Raw genomic sequence first — 20,945 nt, forward strand, 5'->3', positions numbered from 1 at the left:
ACAAAATGAATAAGCTATTCATTAGAACATTACCATGTTTTTCCAACATTGAATTGAAATTGTTCTAACTGATCACCTGCATATTTTTTAATCAATTGAGCATAAGATAAGATAATTGGTCCAAATGGAGAAATCCACTGCAAAGAAACACCGCCAGACACCCTAATATTCTTCGGATTTTTATAATTTGGAATACCAGCAATGTAAGTCTTTATTGTATCCTTCCAATACGTATCCCAAACACTACCCATATCTACAAATAAAGAAGTACGTATAGTATCAAAATATTTTTCATGTATCCAAGGTAAAGGCACTATTAATTCATTTCTAACAACAGCCATAGCATTACCACCTATAGCATCATTAGAATTCTCTACTAAACATATATCATAATTACCGTTATTACAAACAAATTTATAATACGCAGCCTTTGGACCAATCGTATTAGATTTGAAACCCCTTACACTGTTAATTCCTCCAGCATAAAAATTATCATAAAAAGGCATCTCTTTATTACACATTCCCATAGAATATCCAAATCGTACTTGATGCATAAAAATCCAACTTCTATTAATATCTAATGGTATATACTGATCAAGATCAAACGCCATTCTTAAATATTCATTGTCAGAACCAGGTATTGCTATCTTATTTAAAAAACGAAAACACGAACCACTCGTTGGAAAATAATTGCTATCCAACTTCTTATAATTCCATCCTATCATTAAAAAGAAATCTTTAGCACTAAAGTTTAAACTATTATTCATTTGATGATTAAAAATAATTGTCGGAATAATATTTTGTGCTTTTAAATACCTCAATATTACTACTTGAGGTTTTATATTACCCAAATTATTGTACATATAATCCATGCCCATATTCAATGAATGATATTCTTTTATAGGTAAACCAATATTAAAACTTAAACCATAACTTTTTAAATCATAATCTGCTAATTCTGCATTATTAGCGTTAAAAGAATTATAAAAAAATTTCCTACTAAAACTAATAGAGTCTAAAGTAAGATAAGGATTAAACATTAATACTTCCATATAAGTTTGATAATGATTTTTAATACCGCTTAAACCAAAAACATAACCTTTACCTAGTAAATTTTCCTCTTGTATATTAAATTGAAAATTGGCACCACTTTCACTACCAATACCTACACTAATATTCATACTACCAGTATTACGCTCTTTTACTTTATATATCACATCTACTTGATCAAACACATTTGGAACACGTTTAAAATCAAACGTAACAAAATCAAAAAAACCGAGACGCTCTAATCGTTGCTTACCTTGTTCCACAAGATAAAGAACAAAATGCGACCCCTCCATTTGTCCTATTTCTCTACGTAACACTTCATCTTCTGTAAGATAATTTCCATCAAAACATATTTGACGAACATAAAATCTATTACCAATGTTTACTACAATACTTAATTCTACTGTTTGATTAAAATCATCAATATTTTCATTAATTAACACATTAGGATATACATAACCATTATTTCCTGATAAAGATTCAATATCATTTTTTATTTTTTCAATCTTTAAGTTACTATATAGTTCATTTTGAATAATTTCAGATAATTGTTGAATTTTTGTAAGTAAATTTGACATTTGGCCACTGACTGCAATTTTTGAAAATGTATATTGAACTCCCTCATTAATATATATCGTAATATAAACATTTTGCTTATCTGATGTTAAATGTATCTGAATAGAGTCAATATTAAACCTAACATAACCTCTACTCAAATAAAAATTACGCAAAGATTGTAAGCAATGAAATAATCTTTGATTTTGATATCCATTATCTTTAATTAAGTGCCACCATTGAAAATGATTATAAAACTGAAAATCGGAAAATAATTGATCAGCATTAAATTCATTATTACCTATAATATTTATTTGTTTTACTTGAGCTAATTTACCTTCAGTCAATATAATTTTTAAATCAACACGATTCCTAGTTAACGAAGTAATCGCTATCTCCACGAAAAATTGAAATCTACCAATACTATAATAAAATTCATTAAAATCCTTTTTTACTTTCTCTAAAGAATAAGAATTCAACATATGACCTATTCGTATATCTTGTAATTCTAAAATCTCCTTTAATACTTCTTCTTTTATTATCTTATTTCCTTGAAAACTAATATCATTAATTATAGGGTATTCTCTTACTCGTACTATTACTGAATCGCCATCACGCAATATCTGAATATCTTCAAAATAACCTGTAACAAATAAAGACTTAATAATTTTACCAAAATCACTGTCATTTATTTTATCACCTGTACTAAAAGGCATATTAGACAATACTAAAACCATACTTACTCTTTGTAATCCTTCAAAATTGATACTTTGAATTACAAACTGTTCAGCACATACAAATTTTGAACCAAAAACAAGGATTGTGAAAAATAAAAACTTAATTATTATCGATATAATAATAATTCTATGTTTTTTACTTAAATTACATTGCAGAATCATAATCTAGATAAATCATTAAAAATAGCTAAACCCATTAATAACATTAAAAAAATAAAACCTATACGATAACAGAAATCTTGTATATTTAAAGAAATAGGCCTTCCTTTAAACTTTTCTATCATTAAAAATAAAAGATGACCACCATCTAACACAGGTAATGGTAATAAATTAATAATACCTAAATTAATACTAATCATAGCTAAAAACATAAAATAACAACTCAATCCATGTTCTGCTGATATACCTGCTCCTTGCGCTATGGATATGGGTCCACTTAAACTATTTAACCCAACACTTCCTGTAATTAACTTTAATAACATATGAACTGTAAAATTAATCATTTGCCAACTTTTTTTTATTGCTTGATTAAAAGCATCTACAAAATTTAATTGATACGCAGTTTTGTATGCAGTTGACATAGGAGCGACTTTTGGTAAAACTCCAACATATCCTTCTACTATACCGTTACTCAATATTTTTTTATCAGGTATCAAATAAACATCCAAAAAATTTTTTTGACGTTCAATTGAAACTTTTAGCGTTTTACCCGGATTTTTTTTTACTTTATTAGCAAATATCTGCCAATCATCCACTAATTGGTTATCAATCGAAATTATTTTATCATTAGTTCGTAAACCAGATTTCTTAGCAGATGAACCAGGATAAACTTTCATTATGATAGGTTCAATGTATGGAGTAAAAGGAATAATACCTATTTTGAGAATAGGATCATCATTAATGTTAAGATCAGCTACCCAATGACGCAAACTAAGAACATACTTTTTCACACTGGAAGCATTACTTGATGATGTAACAATACTAATTTCTTCTTTGCCCATTTTTTCTAAAAGTTGTAACCTAATAGTATCCCAATTTGGAGTTACAATATCATCAATAAATTTAATCTCAACACCAGACGACATTCCAATTTGATCTGCAATAGAATTAGGAATTACTTCTCCAATAATAGGTCGATAATTTTCAACGCCTAACATAAATACAAACCAATATAACAAAACAGAAAAAAGAAAATTAAACATTGGACCAGAAAAAACAATCAAACTACGTTGCCAAATTTTTTTTTGATTAAACTTACCGCAGGAACTCTTACGTTCTGTTCCATTTGATTGAATAAACTCATCTAACATTTTAACATAACCACCAAGAGGAACCATAGATATTACATATTCAGTATTTCGTTTATCACGCCATCTCCATAAAACTTTGCCAAAACCAATAGAAAATCGTTCTATCACTACACCGCAACAACGAGCTACAATAAAATGACCGCATTCATGCACTGTAATTAATGTTCCCAAAGCAATAATGAATGAAGTAATATCCCAAAATAAATCTAACATATTTATTTACCATCAATCCTAATTTTAGATATCATTTAAAATTAACAACATTAAATAAACAAACAAAGGGAAAGCCGCAAACAAGCTATCCATGCGATCTAAAAGTCCACCATGTCCAGGAATAAAGTTACTACTATCCTTAATCTTCACTATTCGTTTTAACATACTCTCAAATAAATCTCCTAATATAGAACCCAATATAGCTAAAAGAGAACACATCAGTAAAGTAAATGGTGGTATATTTAATGTTATATTTTTATAAAACAAATAACAAACAATACTAGAAGTTAATATACCACCTAATAAACCTTCCCAAGTCTTATTAGGCGATATTTTAGAGACTAATTTATAATATCCAAAAATACGGCCAAAGATATAAGATCCAGAATCAACAGACCAAACTAGCACCATGATATATAACACTCGATAGGCACCAATATAAAAATCAATGTCATATTGGTATTTACGTAAAATTAATACACTTTCTAAAAATGGAATTATAGTTAATATACCAAACAATAATCGTATTGTACTAAAATTTCGCCAAAAAATTGAACTATAAGGATAAAACAAAATCAAAAAAAATGCTATAATCCACCAAACAAATGCAACATGCATAGAATAATTAAACAACCATACAGCATCAAATGGATAATTAAATACAAAAATTATCATTATAAACAAAGATAATAACATACATGTAATGATCCAGCATATTTTATAAAAATTCGAAGATAAGCCCGCCAAAATCCTCCATTCCCAAAAACTTAAACTACATATTATCCAAGCACTCCATGCAAATTCTGTCAAAGAAAAAAAAAATAAAATACCTACAATAAAAATAATTAAAATAAAAGAAGTAATTAATCTAATCTTTAAAATATTATTCACAAGCTATCCTTTTACATTGTCAGCCACCAAAACGTCGTTCACGTTTAGCAAAAGAATTTAATGCATTTTCAAAAACAGTATCATTAAAATCGGGCCATAATACATCGGTAAAAAATAGTTCAGCATAAGCTATCTGCCAAAGCAAAAAATTACTAATACGATGCTCGCCGCCAGTTCTAATTACTAAATCAACTGGAGCTAGTTCATGCATACAAATATATTTGCATAATGCATTTTCATCTATTTGATCAGGATGCAAAACACCCTGTCGTATTAAAATAGCAAGTTGTTTTACTCCTTGAATAATATCCCAACGCCCACCATAATTTGCAGCAATAGTCAACATCAAACCATTATTATTACAAGTTAATCTTTCAGAGCGACGGATACTATTTTGTAATTGCATTTCAAAACGCTTAATATCGCCAATAATACGTAAACGAACATTATACTTATGTAATTTCTTCATCTCATTATCTAAAACATGTATAAATAATTGCATAAGTGAAGAAACTTCCTGATCGGAACGCCTCCAATTTTCACTGCTAAATGCATATAAAGTTAACGCATCAAAATGACGTTTAATGGCAAAATTAATAGCTCTACGAGCAGCTTTAATTCCAGCTTGATGACCAAAGATACGTAATTTACCTCTAATTTTTGCCCAACGACCATTACCATCCATTATAATTGCTACATGACGGGGAAAAGAAGAGATAAATTCTTTAATATTATCTTGATTTTGAAGAAATATCATACTTACGAATTTCCTTCGCTAAATACTATTCCAAATTCGAAATACAATATATAATACACAACAAATTTATATCTAAATATATATTAAAAATTCATTTCAATCTCTTCCTTAAAAAATAAAATATTTTCTAAAATTAATTAAATAATAACCATTAATTATTAAAATGATTAACGCTCAAAATAGCCTCTTTACGAGCTTGCTGATCAATCCATAAGATTTCCTCAATACTTTCAGGTTCTTTTATAACTAAAGAATCCAAAACTCGTTTTATAACATCAGCAATTCTGTTAAATCTAATTCTTTCATTCAAAAAAGCTTCTACTGCAACTTCATTAGCAGCATTTAAAATAATGCTTGCAGATTGACCATCATTACTAGCCGAAATAGCCAATTGCAAACAAGGATAACGATTTTTATCTATAGAATAAAAATTCAATTTTTCCAAAAATGAAAGATCTAAAGATCTTATATTTATTGATATTCTCTCTGGAAATCCCATAGCATATGCAATAGGAATTCTCATATCCGGAATAGAAAGCTGCGCTAATAAACTACCGTCAATATAACTTACCATAGAATGAATAATTGATTGCGGGTGTAATAAAATGTCAATGCCCTTAGAAGAAGCATTAAACAACCATCGTCCTGCAATATATTCTAGTCCCTTATTCATCATAGTAGCAGAATCAACAGAATTTTTTTTACCCATAGACCAATTAGGATGATTACAAGCTTGTTTTGGTGTAACTTTTGATAACTCAGTTAAAGAAATATTACGAAAAGGGCCGCCAGAAGCAGTTAAAATAATACGTGATATCCCATGTTCATCAAAAGACGCACGACCTAAAGCATTTTGAAATGATTTAGGTAAGCTTTGAAAAATAGCACTATGTTCACTGTCAACAGGAATCAAACAAGCACGATTCTTACATAGTTCTTTTATTAAAATTTTACCACAAGTAACCAAAGATTCTTTATTAGCTAACAGCACCTTTTTGCCAGCTTTTAATGCGGACAACGTAGGTAATAAACCAGCAATTCCAACTATAGCTGACATCACTATATCAACTTCCTTAAGAGCAGACAACTCACATGCACTGTCAAAACCAGCTAATACTTTAATTTTAGTATATATTTTATGTAAAGATAAACTTTTTTCTAACTCAATAGCCGCCTGTTCATCTGTCATACATACATATTTAGGATTAAATATCAAACATTGCTTGGTCATTAAATCGACATTACTTTTTGCAACCAACGCATATATATTAAATTTATTAATATTCCTCTTTACTACATCAAGTGTATTAATTCCGATTGAACCAGTACTACCCAAGATAATTAAATTTTTCATAAAATCAGATAAAACTAAAAACTTAATATTAATTTAGCTACAAGTCAAAAGAAACCCTTAACAAATTTACCATAAAACTACAAATTATAAAAGACGATAAAACTTTTCAAAATATCTTAAATACTTATACTTAATGAAACTGCATTAATTCCTTCTCTTTGTTCAAAAATATAATGTCCACTTCTTTAATCCAAAAATTAGTCAATTTTTGAACATCATTTTGGTAACAATGCTCCTTATCTTCACTAATTATTTTGTCTTTAAGTAAATATTTAATCTTATCATTTGAATCACGACGTATTTTACGCAAGGATATTTTACACCTTTCAGTCTCAATTCGTATCATTTTAACTAAAGATTTACGACGTTCTTCAGTTAAAGATGGTGATGAAATACGAATTATTGAATCATTATGTAATACAGGGTTCAAACCTAACTCAGAATCCATAATCGCTTTTTCTACTAAAGATATAATTTTATTATCAAAAACAGTAATAGCCAAAGTATATGAATTTTCAGCAACAATACTTGCTAATTGACGTAATGGAGTAAACATTCCGTAACACTTCACCTGAATATTATTTAACAAATTTGGAGAAATACGACCGGTATGAATCTTGTTAGTATAATTTTTAAAAATTTCTATACATTTTTTCATACGATTTTCAGCATCTTTTCTAATATTATTAATCATATGCCCCTCTTAACATAAATTGCAAAATATAATTAAAGTAATAACCAAACGATACAAAGTTATTGCTTTAATATTCCTATTTAGAAATTAATGTCCCTTCTTTGTATCCCATGACTATTCTCCAAAGAACTTTTGATTTATGCACATTAAAAATACGAATTGGTAAATCATAATCTCTAGCTAATGTAAAAGCAGCTAAATCCATAACTTTAAACTCATTCTTTAATACATCCTGATAAGTGAGTTGATCATATAGTATTGCATTAGAAGATTGAGCAGGATCAGTAGAAAATACACCATCTACACTGGTCGCTTTAAGAATTACTTCAGCCTCAATTTCAATTCCTCTGAGACAAGCTGCAGAATCAGTAGTAAAAAAAGGATTACCAGTACCAGCAACAAACACCACAACATAATTATTATGTAATAAATGGATAGCTTTCATATAATTATAATTATCACATAACTCATTAAGGGGAATAGCTGACATAATAGAAGTTTTAATAAAAAATTTACGTAATATATTAGATATGGCTAGCCCATTTATTACAGTAGACAACATTCCTATATGGTCGCCGACAACACGATTTATACCTTCTTTTACTAACAAAGACCCCCTAAATAAATTACCGCCACCAATTACTATACCCACTTGAACGCCCAACTGTACCAATTCTTTTATTTCTTGAACCAAACGTGTTAACATGCCGACGTTTATACCTAAATCTATACCATCTCTTAAAACTTCACCACTCAACTTAAGTAAAATACGGCGGTAAATAGGTTGCTGTGTACTTGTTGTCATCATACCTTCCTCACAATTTTTAAAAGGAATATATAAAAAATAAACAATCTCATTTTGCTCTAATACATCCTAATTACTTAGTTGTAAATCACAACAAAACACCTACACTAATATTATTTTGCGGTTCGCTCAAATAAAACAACTATACAAAAACCAAAGAAACTTTCAAGTACTTAAAACATTTACATTTTACATTAATAATATTTCATTTTAAAATAATCTAATCTTTTCGCATCACCCACCCATTTCAAATCTAACAAAATGATTAACTTTAGAACCATACATACTTAAGATCTCTCCTACAGTACTATTTACATTCATTAGAAATGGTTGATTAATTAAAGAAATCGAACTAATAAATTTTTGCATACGACCTTGAATTATTCTACTATTAACATCTGCTTTTTTATCTAATCTACTAACAATATTCATTTGTATCTCATATTCACGATCTATTACCGCTTTTGGTATATCACTTGAATAAATATACTCAGGTTGATAAGCAGCAATATGCATAGCAATATGCTTTAATAACTCACTAGTTATACTACTACCATCTACTAACACACCAATACGTGTACCATGTGAATAACAAGCTAATGTATCACCTTGCAATACAAAACACCTACTAATTTTGATATTTTCATCAAACCTATTCATTAATTCATTACACTGTTCTTTAAAAAAGTTTTGTAATACACTCAAGTCTGAAATTTGTTTCATCATCATAGTATCAATAACAACTTTACCAAAATTTCTAAAAACACTATTTCTAGCTACAAAATCAGTTTCACAATTTAATTCTAAGATTATACCATATTTCCCATTTTTAAAGATTTTAGTAAGAATAATCCCTTCTTTAGCTTCACGCATAGTTCTTTTGGTATTTTTTGCTAATCCTAATTTACGCATATTATCGATAGCTAATTCAATATTACCTTGGGCTTCAACAAGTGCTTTTTTACATTCCATAACACTAACATCAGTAAGTTTTCTTAGCTTTCTCACCATATCAATAGTAATATCAATCATGAATTTTCTCCATTAATGCTATTTTATTATACTAATCTGAACAAAGAACATCGGTCGATGTTCTAATATTTAATAAAGTAATACATATATAAATTTTTAAAATAACACATTACCCTCATTACTTTCGTGAATATCTTCAACGTTTTGAATTGCATTTCGAATGCGAGCCATACCTATAACTTTGGTTACAACATTTAAATATAAGTTTATAGCACGTATTGCATCATCATTACCTGGAATAACAAAATTTATTCCATCAGGACTAGAATTAGTATCTACAATTGCAAAAACAGGAATGCCCAAATTATTTGCTTCCTTGATGGCAATACGTTCATGAGCCGCACTAGTAACAAATATTGCATCTGGCAAACCACCCATGTCTTTAATGCCTCCTAAACTATTTTCTAACTTATCAAGCTCACGAGTAAGAATTAATACTTCTTTTTTAGTTAATTTTTCAAACGTTCCGTCTTGAGATTTAATTTTTAATTCTTTCAATCGTTTAATAGATTGCCTTACAGTTTTCCAGTTAGTTAACATTCCGCCCAACCAACGATAGTTAACAAAGAATTGATCGCAGTTAATAGCTGCATCTTTTACAGATACACTTACAGATCGTTTTGTACCTACAAATAAAATCTTACCTTTCAAAACAGCTATCTTATGCAATTCACTTAAAGCATTCTGTAACATAGGTACTGTCTTCTCTAAATTAATAATATGTATCTTATTACGCACTCCAAAAATAAAAGGTTTCATTTTAGGATGCCAATAACGAGTTTGATGACCAAAATGAACACCTGCTTGAAGTAAATCATATACAGAAATATCTATCATACACACGCTCCTTAATTCACTAATTATATATTTAATTATCTACTAATCATGAACAAAATTTTAAAATACATTTGACAAAAACAAAAAACAAACTGAACATTATAATATTAAAATATTTTTGAAAATAACCCTAATTAAATAAGGTAAATTTTTGTGTTTCAAAAACAACAATAATGTTATAGTATATTTTAATCACCAGTAATATTAACTAAAAAATTTATTAGAAAGATTGCTTTTTTAAAAAACAAATAAATGTAAATATTGTATTAATATGTAATATAGGTAGTTCATGGCCATTATCATTAAAACTCCTGATGAAATAAAAAAAATGCGTGTTGTTGGAAAATTAGCAGCTGAAGTGTTAGAAATTATTAAACCTTATGTTTATCCTGGTATTACCACTGGTACTTTAGATAAAATTTGTCACACTTATATTACAAAAAAACAAAAGGCAACATCAGCAGCTTTAGGGTATAAAGGTTTTCCAAAATCTGTTTGTATATCAATAAACGAAGAAGTATGTCATGGAATTCCAAGTGATGAAAGAAAATTAAAGGATGGGGATATAGTAAATATTGATGTTGCCATTTTTAAAGATGGATGGCATGGGGATACCTCTAAAATGTTTACAGTTGGTAAGCCAACTGTAACTGGAAAAAAATTATGCAAAACAACTCAAGAAAGTCTATATTTGGCAATTCGAATGATTCAACCAGGTATCAAATTGCGTGAAATAGGCAAAGCAATCCAAAAATTTATTGAAGAAAAAGAGTTTTCCATAGTACGTGAATATTGTGGACATGGAATTGGAAGAAAAATTCATGAAGACCCACAAGTATTACATTTTGATGGTGATGATGGTGGTACAATGCTACAAGAAGGAATGGTTGTAACTATTGAACCTATGGTTAATGTCGGAAGCTCTCGCATATTTACTATGGAAGATGGATGGACGGTAAGAACACAAGATAATGGATTATCTGCACAATATGAACATACTATTGTAGTTACATCCAATGGATGTGAAGTGATAACTGTGCGTTCAGATGAAAATTTTCCGAAAATAATAAATCATAAAAAATAACAAAAAGAAAATTTTAATATGTTCAAAATATATACTATTAAATCTTGGAAATACTTAAAAAATGAACAAAATAAAAGATCTACAGGAAATTATTGAAAATAGTTTTAAAAAATACCCTAATTTTTCACCAACAATCATAAATAATGATACTTGCGATGCGGTGAAAGAAATCATGAAAAAACTCAACAACGGAACTCTACGAGTAGCAGAAAAAATTAATGGATGCTGGATTACTAATAAATGGATAAAAAAGGCAATATTGCTTTATTTTTATATCTCGAAAAATAAAAGCATAGAATGGGGAACTGCTAAATTCTTTGATAAAATTCCTTCTAAATTCAATGATTGGGAAGACATCACATTTCAAAAAAATAAAATACGTGTAGTACCACCTGCTAACGTAAGATACGGATCTTATGTAGCGCATAATACAGTAATAATGCCTTCGTGTGTTAATGTAGGAGCATATATTGGTGAAGGAAGCATGATAGATACATGGGCTACAGTAGGCTCGTGTGCACAAATAGGGAAAAATGTTCACTTATCTGGTGGAGTAGGTATAGGAGGAGTATTAGAACCGTTACAAAACAAACCAACTATTATAGAAGATAATTGCTTTATAGGAGCTCGTTCTGAAATTGCAGAAGGAGTTATCGTGGAAGAAGGATCCATCATTTCAATGGGAGTATTTATTAGTCAAAGCACAAGGATTTATGATAGAGAAAATAACAAAATATTTTATGGGAAAATACCATCTAGATCAGTAGTTATATCAGGTAATTTACCTTCTAAAAATGGTTTATATAATCTTTACTCTGCCATAATAGTAAAAAAAGTTGATGAAAATACACTCAAAAAAACACAAATTAACGAACTATTACATACAATTGACTGAACAAAATTCATAAAATAAAGAATTTTATAAAACAAAACAATCAAATAATACATAGAAAATCCAAATATTATTTACTATACTTGAACTAAAATACAATAAAGCAATAAAACATTCCACCGTTTGATTTTTCAATGAAAGTACAAATAAAATCATAGATTCAAAATTACGGTTTGTTATAGTAGTTTAAAACAAAAAATACTTGATACATCTAAATTATCACGTTATAAAATGGGCATGCCTAACTAATATTCAACAAGTATATTCAATTAAACTAATTTAAATGTTTATTAATAAACAAGGGGCACTTTTAATCTTATTTGCAATAACGATATAAACTAAAAATAAAAAATTAACTGCATATTAAAATTTGTTAATCACCAAACACTACTGTCTTTACAGGGATAAATTATTACAAAATGTCACAGTGATTTTATCAATTACATTAAATACAAAACATATAAGATATTCCATAAAATAAAACAATTATAAAATTAAATCATCAAGATGATTAAAATAAACAAATAAAATTAGTATCGAGAAATTTTGAGTATAAATTAATAAAAATTTTAATTTACCCTGAAAATACATTAAGATTTAAGCTGTCATTATTCATTATTTCAAACAACAACAAAACACAAATATATGCGTATTAAACATTAACTATATTCATTTAATATATTGATAATAAGATAAAATAATTAATACAATGCCAATTATAACCATCGGAAATGATAAAATTTGACCCATACTAAATAATTCTTTAAATAAACCTAAATGAGGATCAGGTTGACGAAAACACTCTGCTAAAATACGAACAATTCCATAAAATAATAAAAACAATCCAGAAATAGTTCCAGGTAAGTATAATCTTTTAGGTAAATAATTAAAAATAACAAATAATAAAATTCCTTCTAAAAACATTTCATATAATTGAGAAGGATGTCTAGGTAACATGCCGTATTGTTCAAACAAGGAATACCATTTTGGATTAGTTAATGCGGTTAAAATATCTTGATCTCTAGCACTTGGAAATAACACAGCCCAAGGTATAGCATCAGTAACTCTACCCCATAATTCACCATTAATAAAATTACCTAATCTTCCAATACCTAAACCAAAAGGAACTACTGGAACAATAAAATCAGAAACTTGAAAAAAAGTATGCCTGGTATAATTAAAATATGAAAAATAAAAAAGCGCAATAACTACACCTATTAAACCACCATGGAAAGACATTCCTCCTTCCCAAATCCTAAATAAAAACAATACATCTTCAGAAAAAAAATCCCAAGCATAAAATATGACATACCCAACACGACCGCCTAATAATATACCTAAAAAACATAAAAACAATAAATTCTCAATTTCTTTTTTAGTCCAAAAACTATTAAATTCATTAGCGCGACGATATAAAAACCATGATGAAAATAAAAAAGCAATAAAATACATAAAACCATACCAATAAAAAGACACAGGTCCTATATTAAAAATTATAGGTTCAATCTTGGGAAATATTAAATAATTGACTATCATTAAAAATAAGCAAATTTTCAATACAATAATAATTACAATGATCTTGCTAAAAAATTAACATTAAAATAAAATCAACCAAATTTATTGCAATCAATAAATAAAATACAAACATAGAACATAATGTATAATATACAGACCAAAGTTAAGTAATAAATAATTTATTGCTCTAAAATAAATAACTCCTGAAATAACTGTTTTCTGCGTATCTGTCGTATTTCTCCACGCTCTAACAATACTTCAGGCAACAATGGACGACTATTATAATTAGAAGACATTGAAGAACCATAAGCACCTGTATCATGAAAAATTAAATAATCTCCTACTTTAGCTAAAGGTAATTGACGTGATATAATTTTCCCGTCAGAATCTTGAGTAAAAAGATCTCCCGATTCACATATCGGACCGCCTATTACAGTATTATAAAAAGGTCCTGAAAAAATATCACGATTATCTACTGGTAACAACGAAACATGATGATAACTGCCATACATAACTGGACGAACAAAGTCATTAAATCCCACATCAACTAACACGAAATAACGATGATCAACAAATTTAACCGCCCTAACCTGAGATACTAAAACACCAGCTTCTGCTACAATAAATCTCCCAGGCTCTATTTCTAAAGAAATAGGATGCTTTAAATATTGACTAATACGCTGACGAGCATTATCCCATAAACTGAAATAATGTTGAATATCTATGTTCTTATCCTCAAACCTATAAGGCACAGAAATACCTCCACCAGCAGAAATCGACATAAAATCTTGATCACAAATTAACGTTTGCTGCACCATAGCATCGCAAACTTCTGATAAATATCTATAATTTACACCAGAACCAATATGCATATGAAATCCAATCAATTTAAAATTATAATATTTAACATATTCAACGGCCTGAGGTAAATCTTTATACCAAATACCATGCTTACTATCCTTTCCTCCAGTATTTGTTTTATAATTATGCCCATGTCCGAAGCCTGGATTGATCCGCAACCATATCTTATGACCTGGAGAATAACTTCCAAGTTGAATTAACATATCTATGGAACCAATATTAACAGTAATTTTATATTCAAGTACCTTAGATAAAGTTGATAATTCAAACATATCTGCAGTAAAAACAATTTCATCAGCACCATATCCAGATTGAAAACCAGCTAATAAAGCACGTTCAATTTCACCTAATGAAACCGAATCTATTTTGACGCCATGACATTTCATTAAACGTAAAATATGTAAATTAGAACAAGCTTTTTGAGCAAATCTAACAACATCAAACTGTTGCAATTGCTTAATTTGATTAATTATTGTTTCTGCTTCATATACCCAAACTGGACCGTTATATTTTTGATATATAAATTTTAAATTTGAAGCATTTAAAGCACTTTTAGTATTATAGATATCACGTGGCATGAAAATTTCTCGTAAATTGAAATTTAAAAACAACAATTTAATTTAAATTATAAAATACGCATACATATATAAATTAAATAAAAACAAATTATATAAGATATTATCACTAATTTTTAAGATGACATAATCAATACTAAAAATTACAAAACTTACTACGTTAAATAAATTAAATCAACGTATGTTATTTAAAGTTCTTAAAATAATTAATTATAAATTATACCAACAACTAATAATTGTTTAAGATTTTCAAAATTATGACGAACATTAAATTCATACAACCATCATAGACTTAAAATAACTTTTATTATGAAATAACAATTAAAAACAAAATTATGACAATTTTATAAATTATGGATTTGATGGACGCATCACTGGAAATAAAATAACATCACGAATGCTATGAGTGTTTGTAAATAACATTACCAATCGATCAATACCTATCCCAACACCAGCAGTAGGTGGCAATCCATATTCTAATGCAGTAATATAATCTTTATCATAATTATTTACAAACTTACTCTGATTATTTTGATTATCATACATTTGTTGACAAAAACGCAATCTTTGATCATCTGCATCATTCAATTCTGAAAATCCATTACCTATCTCATGACCTCCAAAGAAAAGTTCAAAACGATCCGTTAATAAATAATTATCATCTTTACGCCGTGCTAAAGGAGATATTTCTACCGGATAGGATGTAATAAAAGTAGGTTGTATCAAATTACGTACTACCACTTTTTCAAATATACTTGCTTGTATACGCCCAGCACTCCATTTAGGATTAATTTTTACACCAAGAGAACAAGCAATAGAGGCAATAACCACAACATTATCTATGTCTTTAGATCTAATTTCCGGATTATAAAAATAAATAGCTTCTTTCATAGTCATTTGAATAAACGGTTTATTAAAATCAAAAATCCAATCTCCATATCTCACTATACTAGTACCTAAAATTCGGTGAGCAATAGTATAAAATAATTTTTCAATGAATAAAATTAAATACTGATAATCCACATATGCTATATAAAATTCCATCATAGTAAATTCAGGATTATGAAAACATGACAATCCCTCATTACGAAAATTACGATTAATTTCAAATACTTTTTCAAAGCCACCAATTATCAATTGCTTTAAATATAACTCTGGAGAAATACGCAAAAATAAATCTATATTCAATGCATTGTGAGTGGTGATAAATGGACGTGCAGAAGCTCCTCCTGGAATATTCTGTATCATGGGAGTTTCTACCTCCATAAAACCACTATCTGTCATGAATCGCCTAATTTCTGCTAAAATTAAAGAACGATATTCAAAAACCTTTCTAGATTTTTTATTAGCAATTAAATCTAAATATCTTCGACGATATTTAATTTCTTGATCCACTAAACCATGAAATTTATTCGGTAAAGGACGGACTGCCTTAGTCAACAAACGAATTACATCACAACAAATTGACAATTCTCCAGTACGAGTTTTAAATAATGTTCCAGTAGCACCTAAGATATCACCTAAATCCCATTTTTTAAATTGTTTTTCATAAATACCTATAGGTAATTTATTACATACAACATACAATTGAATACAACCGCCCATGTCCTGCAAAGTTACAAAAGATGCTTTTCCCATAAGACGCCTACTCATCATGCGACCAGCAACACTCACTCTAATATCTAAACTTATCAATTCTTCGTTATCCTTATTGCCATGTTGTTCATGTAATTGACTAGAAATTAAATCACGACGGAAATCATTAGGAAAAGCAATACCTTCTTCTCGTAATTTATTAAGTTTGCTTTTGCGCAAAAATATTTCATCATGAATATCCGTGTTACAAAATAACTCTTGCTTTAGATGCATTTTTTGTGTCATATTACGCAATATTTTATAACCCCGCCTTAATACTAGCTTCGATAAACTTATCTATATCACCATTTAATACTGACTTAACATCACATATTTCAACATTAGTACGTAAATCTCTAATCCTTGAACTATCTAAAACATAAGAACGAATTTGATTACCCCACCCTATTGTAGATTTACTATTTTCTAATTCTTTTTTTTCTAAATTCTTTTTCTGCAACATAAATTTATATAATTTAGCTCGAAGTTGTTTCATTGCATGTTCTTTATTCTTATGCTGTGAACGATTATTTTGACATTGCACAGTAATGTTCGTAGGAATATGAATAAGACGCACTGCAGACTCTGTTTTATTGACATGTTGTCCTCCAGCTCCAGATGAACGATAAACATCAAAACGTAAGTCAGCAGGATTTAATTTAACATCTATTATATCATTATTAATACTTGGATATACAAAAACCGAACTAAACGAGGTATGTCTTCGGCCACTAGAATCAAATGGACTTTTTCGTACTAATCGATGTATCCCAGTTTCAGTACGTAACCAACCATATGCATAATCACCACTTATCTTAAGAGTCACTGATTTCATGCCAGCTATCTCTCCTACAGACTCTTCAATAATTTCACTTTTAAATCTTTTCATGTCTACCCAACGTAAATACATTCGCAACAAAATAGAAACCCAATCTTGAGCATCTATTCCTCCTGAACCAGCTTGAATATCCATGTAACAATCAAAATTATCTTTTTTATGAGAAAATATACTTTGTACTTCCAATTGAAAAAAATTTTTTTCTAAATTAAGCAATTCCATTTCAATTTCAGAATATAGTTCTTTATCATTATCTTCTAAAGAACATTCAAACAGTTCAGTTAAATCTTCTAAATTTTCTGTTATTTTATTAAAATCTTTAATAATTCTTTCTAAATGAGAACGTTCTTTACTTAAATATTTTATTTTTTCAAAATTACTCCATACATTAGATTTCGCAAGCTCGCAGATAATTTGATCAAGACGCTTATTTTTAGACTTGTAGTCAGAAATGCTCCTTTAATACTCTTATTTTGTTTGAAAAATCTTCAATAGATTTCTTTATTATACTGGCTGCTAACATAAATTTAATGAACCTCATTTAAATTATCGCTTCTAAATTAGATAAATATTGTTTAAACCTTGTCTCTTTTCTTTACTTTTACACAAAACATGAAATATGAAATAAATTTTAAATTCATAACTTCATATATATATAATAATCACAATATATAAATATCCAAATCTATTTTTAAATTTTTATAAACAAATACATAAAATAGTCATCTGATTATAAAATATAATTAAATAAATTCTATTAATTAAAACAAAAATATGACTTCATAAACTCTAATTATAAAATTATATATAAATAATATTTATGATAAAAAAAATATTTACAAAAAAATAAGATCTATTTAAAATCATCAATAAAATTATTGATGCTAAACCAAAACTCTTGATAAGATATTTTATTAACATACAAACATTGTGAAAACACTTATAAAACTAAAAACTATAATCGTATGTATAATTTTAAAATAAAAATTTATAAAATTTTAAAACACTTTACATTTTTCGAAATAAGTTCTACATGACGTAATCATTTATATAGTCAAGCATTAAATTGCGCAACTATACTATGAATATATAAATATTAATTAACTCTTAAAATATATATGTTATTAATTAGTGACCCTTATCCATCAAATATAGCAACACCATCTTATAATTTATCTTTAACCATTTTCTTTTTAAAAAAATGGTCATTAATTAAATACACTGGAAATGACGTAATGCAATTTCTACAAGGACAACTTACTTATAATGTTAATCAACTAAAACAGAAACAATATAATTTTTCAGCATATTGTAATCCAAACGGTAAAGTAATAAGCAACCTATGCATCTTTCATTTACAAACAGGTATAGGATGTATTCAAAGAATGAGTATTTGTTCTAAACAAATAGAATTAATGAAAAAATACTCAATATTCTCCAGAATAAATATTAGCGTTGATAATGAAGCTATATTTTTGGGAATTGCAGGGAAAGGAGCACAAGATATATTAAAACCAATTTTCAATACTATACCAAACAACGAAAAAACAGTTATATCCTATACAGAAACATTATTACTATATTATAATTTTCCTATAGATAGGTTTTTAATAATTACTAATGAAAAAATCAAAAATGATTTATTAAAAAAAATAAGCAATATAAAAATTAACTTTAGTGATGATAATCAATGGGATTTACTCGATATTGAAGCAAAATATCCAATAATCGACTATAAAGTTAGTGAATTGTTTCTTCCACAAGAAACCAATATTCAGTCATTTGATGCTATTAGCTTTAATAAAGGATGTTATATCGGACAAGAAATAATTATGAAAACACAATTGAAAAACATCAAAAAACGAGAGCTACATACATTATATGGAAAAACAAACCACGTATCAATTCCAGGGGAAAAATTAGAATATAAAACAAAGAAAAATAATCATTGGTCAATAGCTGGTACGATATTAGCTTCTTGCCAATTAAAAAATGGAATTACATGGATACAAGCTATATTAAATAAATCCTCGAGACACGAAGCAACTAAATTTAGAATTTATAATTCAAAACAATCAAAATGAATCATTAAACTTCTTAAAATATATTTAAATAAGCATTATATCTCTAATAACTAAAATGCTTGTTACTTAATCTCATAACTTTACTAATCATCGATCGTAATTTAATATAATAGGATAATTTTTTATATCTATGACTACCGGAAAAAAGCATATAAATGATTTTGATTTCTAAAAGCAATTGAAAAATTTCTCGTTTATATCTTACATTACAAGAATTAAATAATAGAAAAGACTCAATATCTCCTAACAAAAGGATTTCTTCTAATATTTTTTTGATCTCCATGAGATATAAATTTATCTCGTATCCAAATAATAATGGATAAATACTATAACTAGAACGACCTACTAAAACAAATCTAGATATCACAGACTTATCCAACCACTGTATATTACATGTAAAATATCGTCGCATGCCTTGCAATCTACATTTACCAAAAAATGAATAAAAAATTGATATAATCTCCGCATTAAATTGTTCTACAGAATAATGTAATTTTTTTTGTAAAATATCAAAAGATAACAACCACATAACACAACCCACATTCGGATCTTGTAAAGGTAAAAAAACCAATAATCCACTGCTATGAAAAAGAACTCTAATAATATTAGAATGAAATATTTCTGTATTAATATTAACCCATAAAACGTAATTTTGATGATCTAAAAAAAATAAAGATGTATCACATTGAGAACGCAAAAAAGAATTAATACCATCAGCTATAAAAACTAATTTAGCAGATAGATTATAAAAATTATCAATACAAAACACTATTTCATCTTTATTTATAATTATATCGCGCAGAAATTTATATCTAATTAAGACAATATTCGGTAAATTTTCAATACGCTGCCACAATGTTTGATAAATAACTTTATTTTCGACAATATATCCAAAATTTTTAATATATAACCAAGAATTATCTAAAACAACCTTACCAAAATTATCATATCCCCAAAACTCAATTTCGCGATAAAAATGCAAAAATTGTATAATATCATCATTCCAAATTTGGAGATGCCTTAAAAAATCACTACTATCCATGTTAACAATCGAAAAACCAGTAGATTGAATTATATTACTTTCAAAACAATCATCATGCAAAATAGCTATCTTAAAATTGTCAGCAAGACCACAAGCTAATACTAAACCAGATACATCATTACCATTTATAACAATATCAAATCTTTGCATCTACATAACACTAAATTTTAAAATATTGATAACA

At 27.8% G+C, this 20,945-nt stretch carries 17 protein-coding genes; 3 read left to right on the forward strand and 14 right to left on the reverse strand.

The genetic code is table 11. The features are described from left to right. Positions 1-29: 29 nt before the first annotated feature. The 9 genes from bamA to rpsB all read right to left on the reverse strand — a co-directional run bounded on the left by bamA (position 30) and on the right by rpsB (position 10,235). Positions 30-2,504, reverse strand: coding sequence for an outer membrane protein assembly factor BamA (gene bamA / locus GN160_RS00835; RefSeq protein WP_192380592.1), 2,475 nt, complete (start codon positions 2,502-2,504; stop codon positions 30-32). Then, a complete protein-coding gene (rseP, locus tag GN160_RS00840) occupies positions 2,501-3,865 on the reverse strand; it encodes a sigma E protease regulator RseP (protein ID WP_192380593.1) in 1,365 nt (454 codons plus the stop codon). The genes bamA and rseP overlap by 4 nt, the downstream gene beginning before the upstream one ends. Before the next feature lie 24 nt (positions 3,866-3,889). Then, positions 3,890-4,756 (reverse strand): phosphatidate cytidylyltransferase, encoded by an 867-nt coding sequence (locus GN160_RS00845; protein WP_225624845.1) that lies wholly within the window; start codon positions 4,754-4,756, stop codon positions 3,890-3,892. A 19-nt stretch (positions 4,757-4,775) separates the two neighbouring features. After that, on the reverse strand, positions 4,776-5,513 hold the full coding sequence (gene uppS / locus GN160_RS00850) for a polyprenyl diphosphate synthase (protein ID WP_192380595.1): 738 nt from the start codon (positions 5,511-5,513) through the stop codon (positions 4,776-4,778). A 151-nt stretch (positions 5,514-5,664) separates the two neighbouring features. Further along, positions 5,665-6,867, reverse strand: coding sequence for a 1-deoxy-D-xylulose-5-phosphate reductoisomerase (gene ispC / locus GN160_RS00855; protein ID WP_192380597.1), 1,203 nt, complete (start codon positions 6,865-6,867; stop codon positions 5,665-5,667). 130 nt (positions 6,868-6,997) lie between these two features. Continuing rightward, on the reverse strand, positions 6,998-7,561 hold the full coding sequence (frr, locus tag GN160_RS00860) for a ribosome recycling factor (RefSeq protein WP_192380599.1): 564 nt from the start codon (positions 7,559-7,561) through the stop codon (positions 6,998-7,000). A 76-nt stretch (positions 7,562-7,637) separates the two neighbouring features. After that, a complete protein-coding gene (gene pyrH / locus GN160_RS00865; RefSeq protein ID WP_192380855.1) occupies positions 7,638-8,366 on the reverse strand; it encodes a UMP kinase in 729 nt (242 codons plus the stop codon). Positions 8,367-8,600: 234 nt separating this feature from the next. After that, on the reverse strand, positions 8,601-9,398 hold the full coding sequence (tsf, locus tag GN160_RS00870) for a translation elongation factor Ts (protein WP_192380601.1): 798 nt from the start codon (positions 9,396-9,398) through the stop codon (positions 8,601-8,603). A 96-nt stretch (positions 9,399-9,494) separates the two neighbouring features. Further along, entirely contained in the window at positions 9,495-10,235 is a 741-nt protein-coding gene (gene rpsB, locus GN160_RS00875; RefSeq protein WP_192380603.1) for a 30S ribosomal protein S2, read from the reverse strand. 289 nt (positions 10,236-10,524) lie between these two features. Between rpsB and map the strand changes: the two genes are divergently transcribed. Together map and dapD are read left to right on the forward strand one after the other, a co-directional pair. Beyond that, positions 10,525-11,319, forward strand: coding sequence for a type I methionyl aminopeptidase (gene map, locus GN160_RS00880; RefSeq protein WP_192380605.1), 795 nt, complete (start codon positions 10,525-10,527; stop codon positions 11,317-11,319). A 70-nt stretch (positions 11,320-11,389) separates the two neighbouring features. Continuing rightward, positions 11,390-12,214, forward strand: coding sequence for a 2,3,4,5-tetrahydropyridine-2,6-dicarboxylate N-succinyltransferase (gene dapD, locus GN160_RS00885; RefSeq protein ID WP_192380856.1), 825 nt, complete (start codon positions 11,390-11,392; stop codon positions 12,212-12,214). 666 nt (positions 12,215-12,880) lie between these two features. On the opposite strand, the gene lgt is transcribed toward dapD, so the two are convergent. The 4 genes from lgt to prfB form a co-directional block, all read right to left on the reverse strand. Next, a complete protein-coding gene (gene lgt / locus GN160_RS00890) occupies positions 12,881-13,747 on the reverse strand; it encodes a prolipoprotein diacylglyceryl transferase (protein WP_192380607.1) in 867 nt (288 codons plus the stop codon). A gap of 158 nt (positions 13,748-13,905) precedes the next feature. Beyond that, positions 13,906-15,165 (reverse strand): diaminopimelate decarboxylase, encoded by a 1,260-nt coding sequence (lysA, locus tag GN160_RS00895; RefSeq protein ID WP_192380609.1) that lies wholly within the window; start codon positions 15,163-15,165, stop codon positions 13,906-13,908. 348 nt (positions 15,166-15,513) lie between these two features. Further along, entirely contained in the window at positions 15,514-17,031 is a 1,518-nt protein-coding gene (gene lysS / locus GN160_RS00900; RefSeq protein WP_225624854.1) for a lysine--tRNA ligase, read from the reverse strand. 25 nt (positions 17,032-17,056) lie between these two features. Further along, a protein-coding gene (gene prfB / locus GN160_RS00905; protein WP_192380611.1) for a peptide chain release factor 2 occupies positions 17,057-18,158 on the reverse strand; the annotation gives its coding sequence in 2 pieces (ribosomal slippage) (positions 17,057-18,082 and positions 18,084-18,158; 1,101 coding nt in all). A gap of 595 nt (positions 18,159-18,753) precedes the next feature. On the opposite strand from prfB, the gene ygfZ reads away from it, so the two are divergent. Further along, positions 18,754-19,719: a tRNA-modifying protein YgfZ gene (ygfZ, locus tag GN160_RS00910; protein ID WP_192380613.1), complete on the forward strand. Its 966-nt coding sequence runs from the start codon at positions 18,754-18,756 to the stop codon at positions 19,717-19,719. A gap of 43 nt (positions 19,720-19,762) precedes the next feature. On the opposite strand, the gene GN160_RS00915 is transcribed toward ygfZ, so the two are convergent. Then, a complete protein-coding gene (locus GN160_RS00915) occupies positions 19,763-20,911 on the reverse strand; it encodes a Rossmann-fold NAD(P)-binding domain-containing protein (protein ID WP_192380614.1) in 1,149 nt (382 codons plus the stop codon). Between the last annotated feature and the right edge of the window lie 34 nt (positions 20,912-20,945).

It is taken from the genome of Blochmannia endosymbiont of Colobopsis nipponica, assembly GCF_014857065.1.
In the GTDB taxonomy this organism is placed as follows: Bacteria; Pseudomonadota; Gammaproteobacteria; order Enterobacterales; family Enterobacteriaceae; genus Blochmanniella.

Excerpts from the sequence above, each read along its gene's own strand:
- bamA (WP_192380592.1), bottom strand. The coding sequence starts at position 2,504 with ATGATTCTGCAATGTAATTTAAGTAAAAAACATAGAATTATTATTATA.
- rseP (WP_192380593.1), bottom strand. The coding sequence starts at position 3,865 with ATGTTAGATTTATTTTGGGATATTACTTCATTCATTATTGCTTTGGGA.
- uppS (WP_192380595.1), bottom strand. The coding sequence starts at position 5,513 with ATGATATTTCTTCAAAATCAAGATAATATTAAAGAATTTATCTCTTCT.
- ispC (WP_192380597.1), bottom strand. The coding sequence starts at position 6,867 with ATGAAAAATTTAATTATCTTGGGTAGTACTGGTTCAATCGGAATTAAT.
- frr (WP_192380599.1), bottom strand. The coding sequence starts at position 7,561 with ATGATTAATAATATTAGAAAAGATGCTGAAAATCGTATGAAAAAATGT.
- pyrH (WP_192380855.1), bottom strand. The coding sequence starts at position 8,366 with ATGACAACAAGTACACAGCAACCTATTTACCGCCGTATTTTACTTAAG.
- tsf (WP_192380601.1), bottom strand. The coding sequence starts at position 9,398 with ATGATTGATATTACTATTGATATGGTGAGAAAGCTAAGAAAACTTACT.
- rpsB (WP_192380603.1), bottom strand. The coding sequence starts at position 10,235 with ATGATAGATATTTCTGTATATGATTTACTTCAAGCAGGTGTTCATTTT.
- map (WP_192380605.1), top strand. The coding sequence starts at position 10,525 with ATGGCCATTATCATTAAAACTCCTGATGAAATAAAAAAAATGCGTGTT.
- lgt (WP_192380607.1), bottom strand. The coding sequence starts at position 13,747 with ATGATAGTCAATTATTTAATATTTCCCAAGATTGAACCTATAATTTTT.
- lysA (WP_192380609.1), bottom strand. The coding sequence starts at position 15,165 with ATGCCACGTGATATCTATAATACTAAAAGTGCTTTAAATGCTTCAAAT.
- lysS (WP_225624854.1), bottom strand. The coding sequence starts at position 17,031 with ATGCATCTAAAGCAAGAGTTATTTTGTAACACGGATATTCATGATGAA.
- ygfZ (WP_192380613.1), top strand. The coding sequence starts at position 18,754 with ATGTTATTAATTAGTGACCCTTATCCATCAAATATAGCAACACCATCT.
- GN160_RS00915 (WP_192380614.1), bottom strand. The coding sequence starts at position 20,911 with ATGCAAAGATTTGATATTGTTATAAATGGTAATGATGTATCTGGTTTA.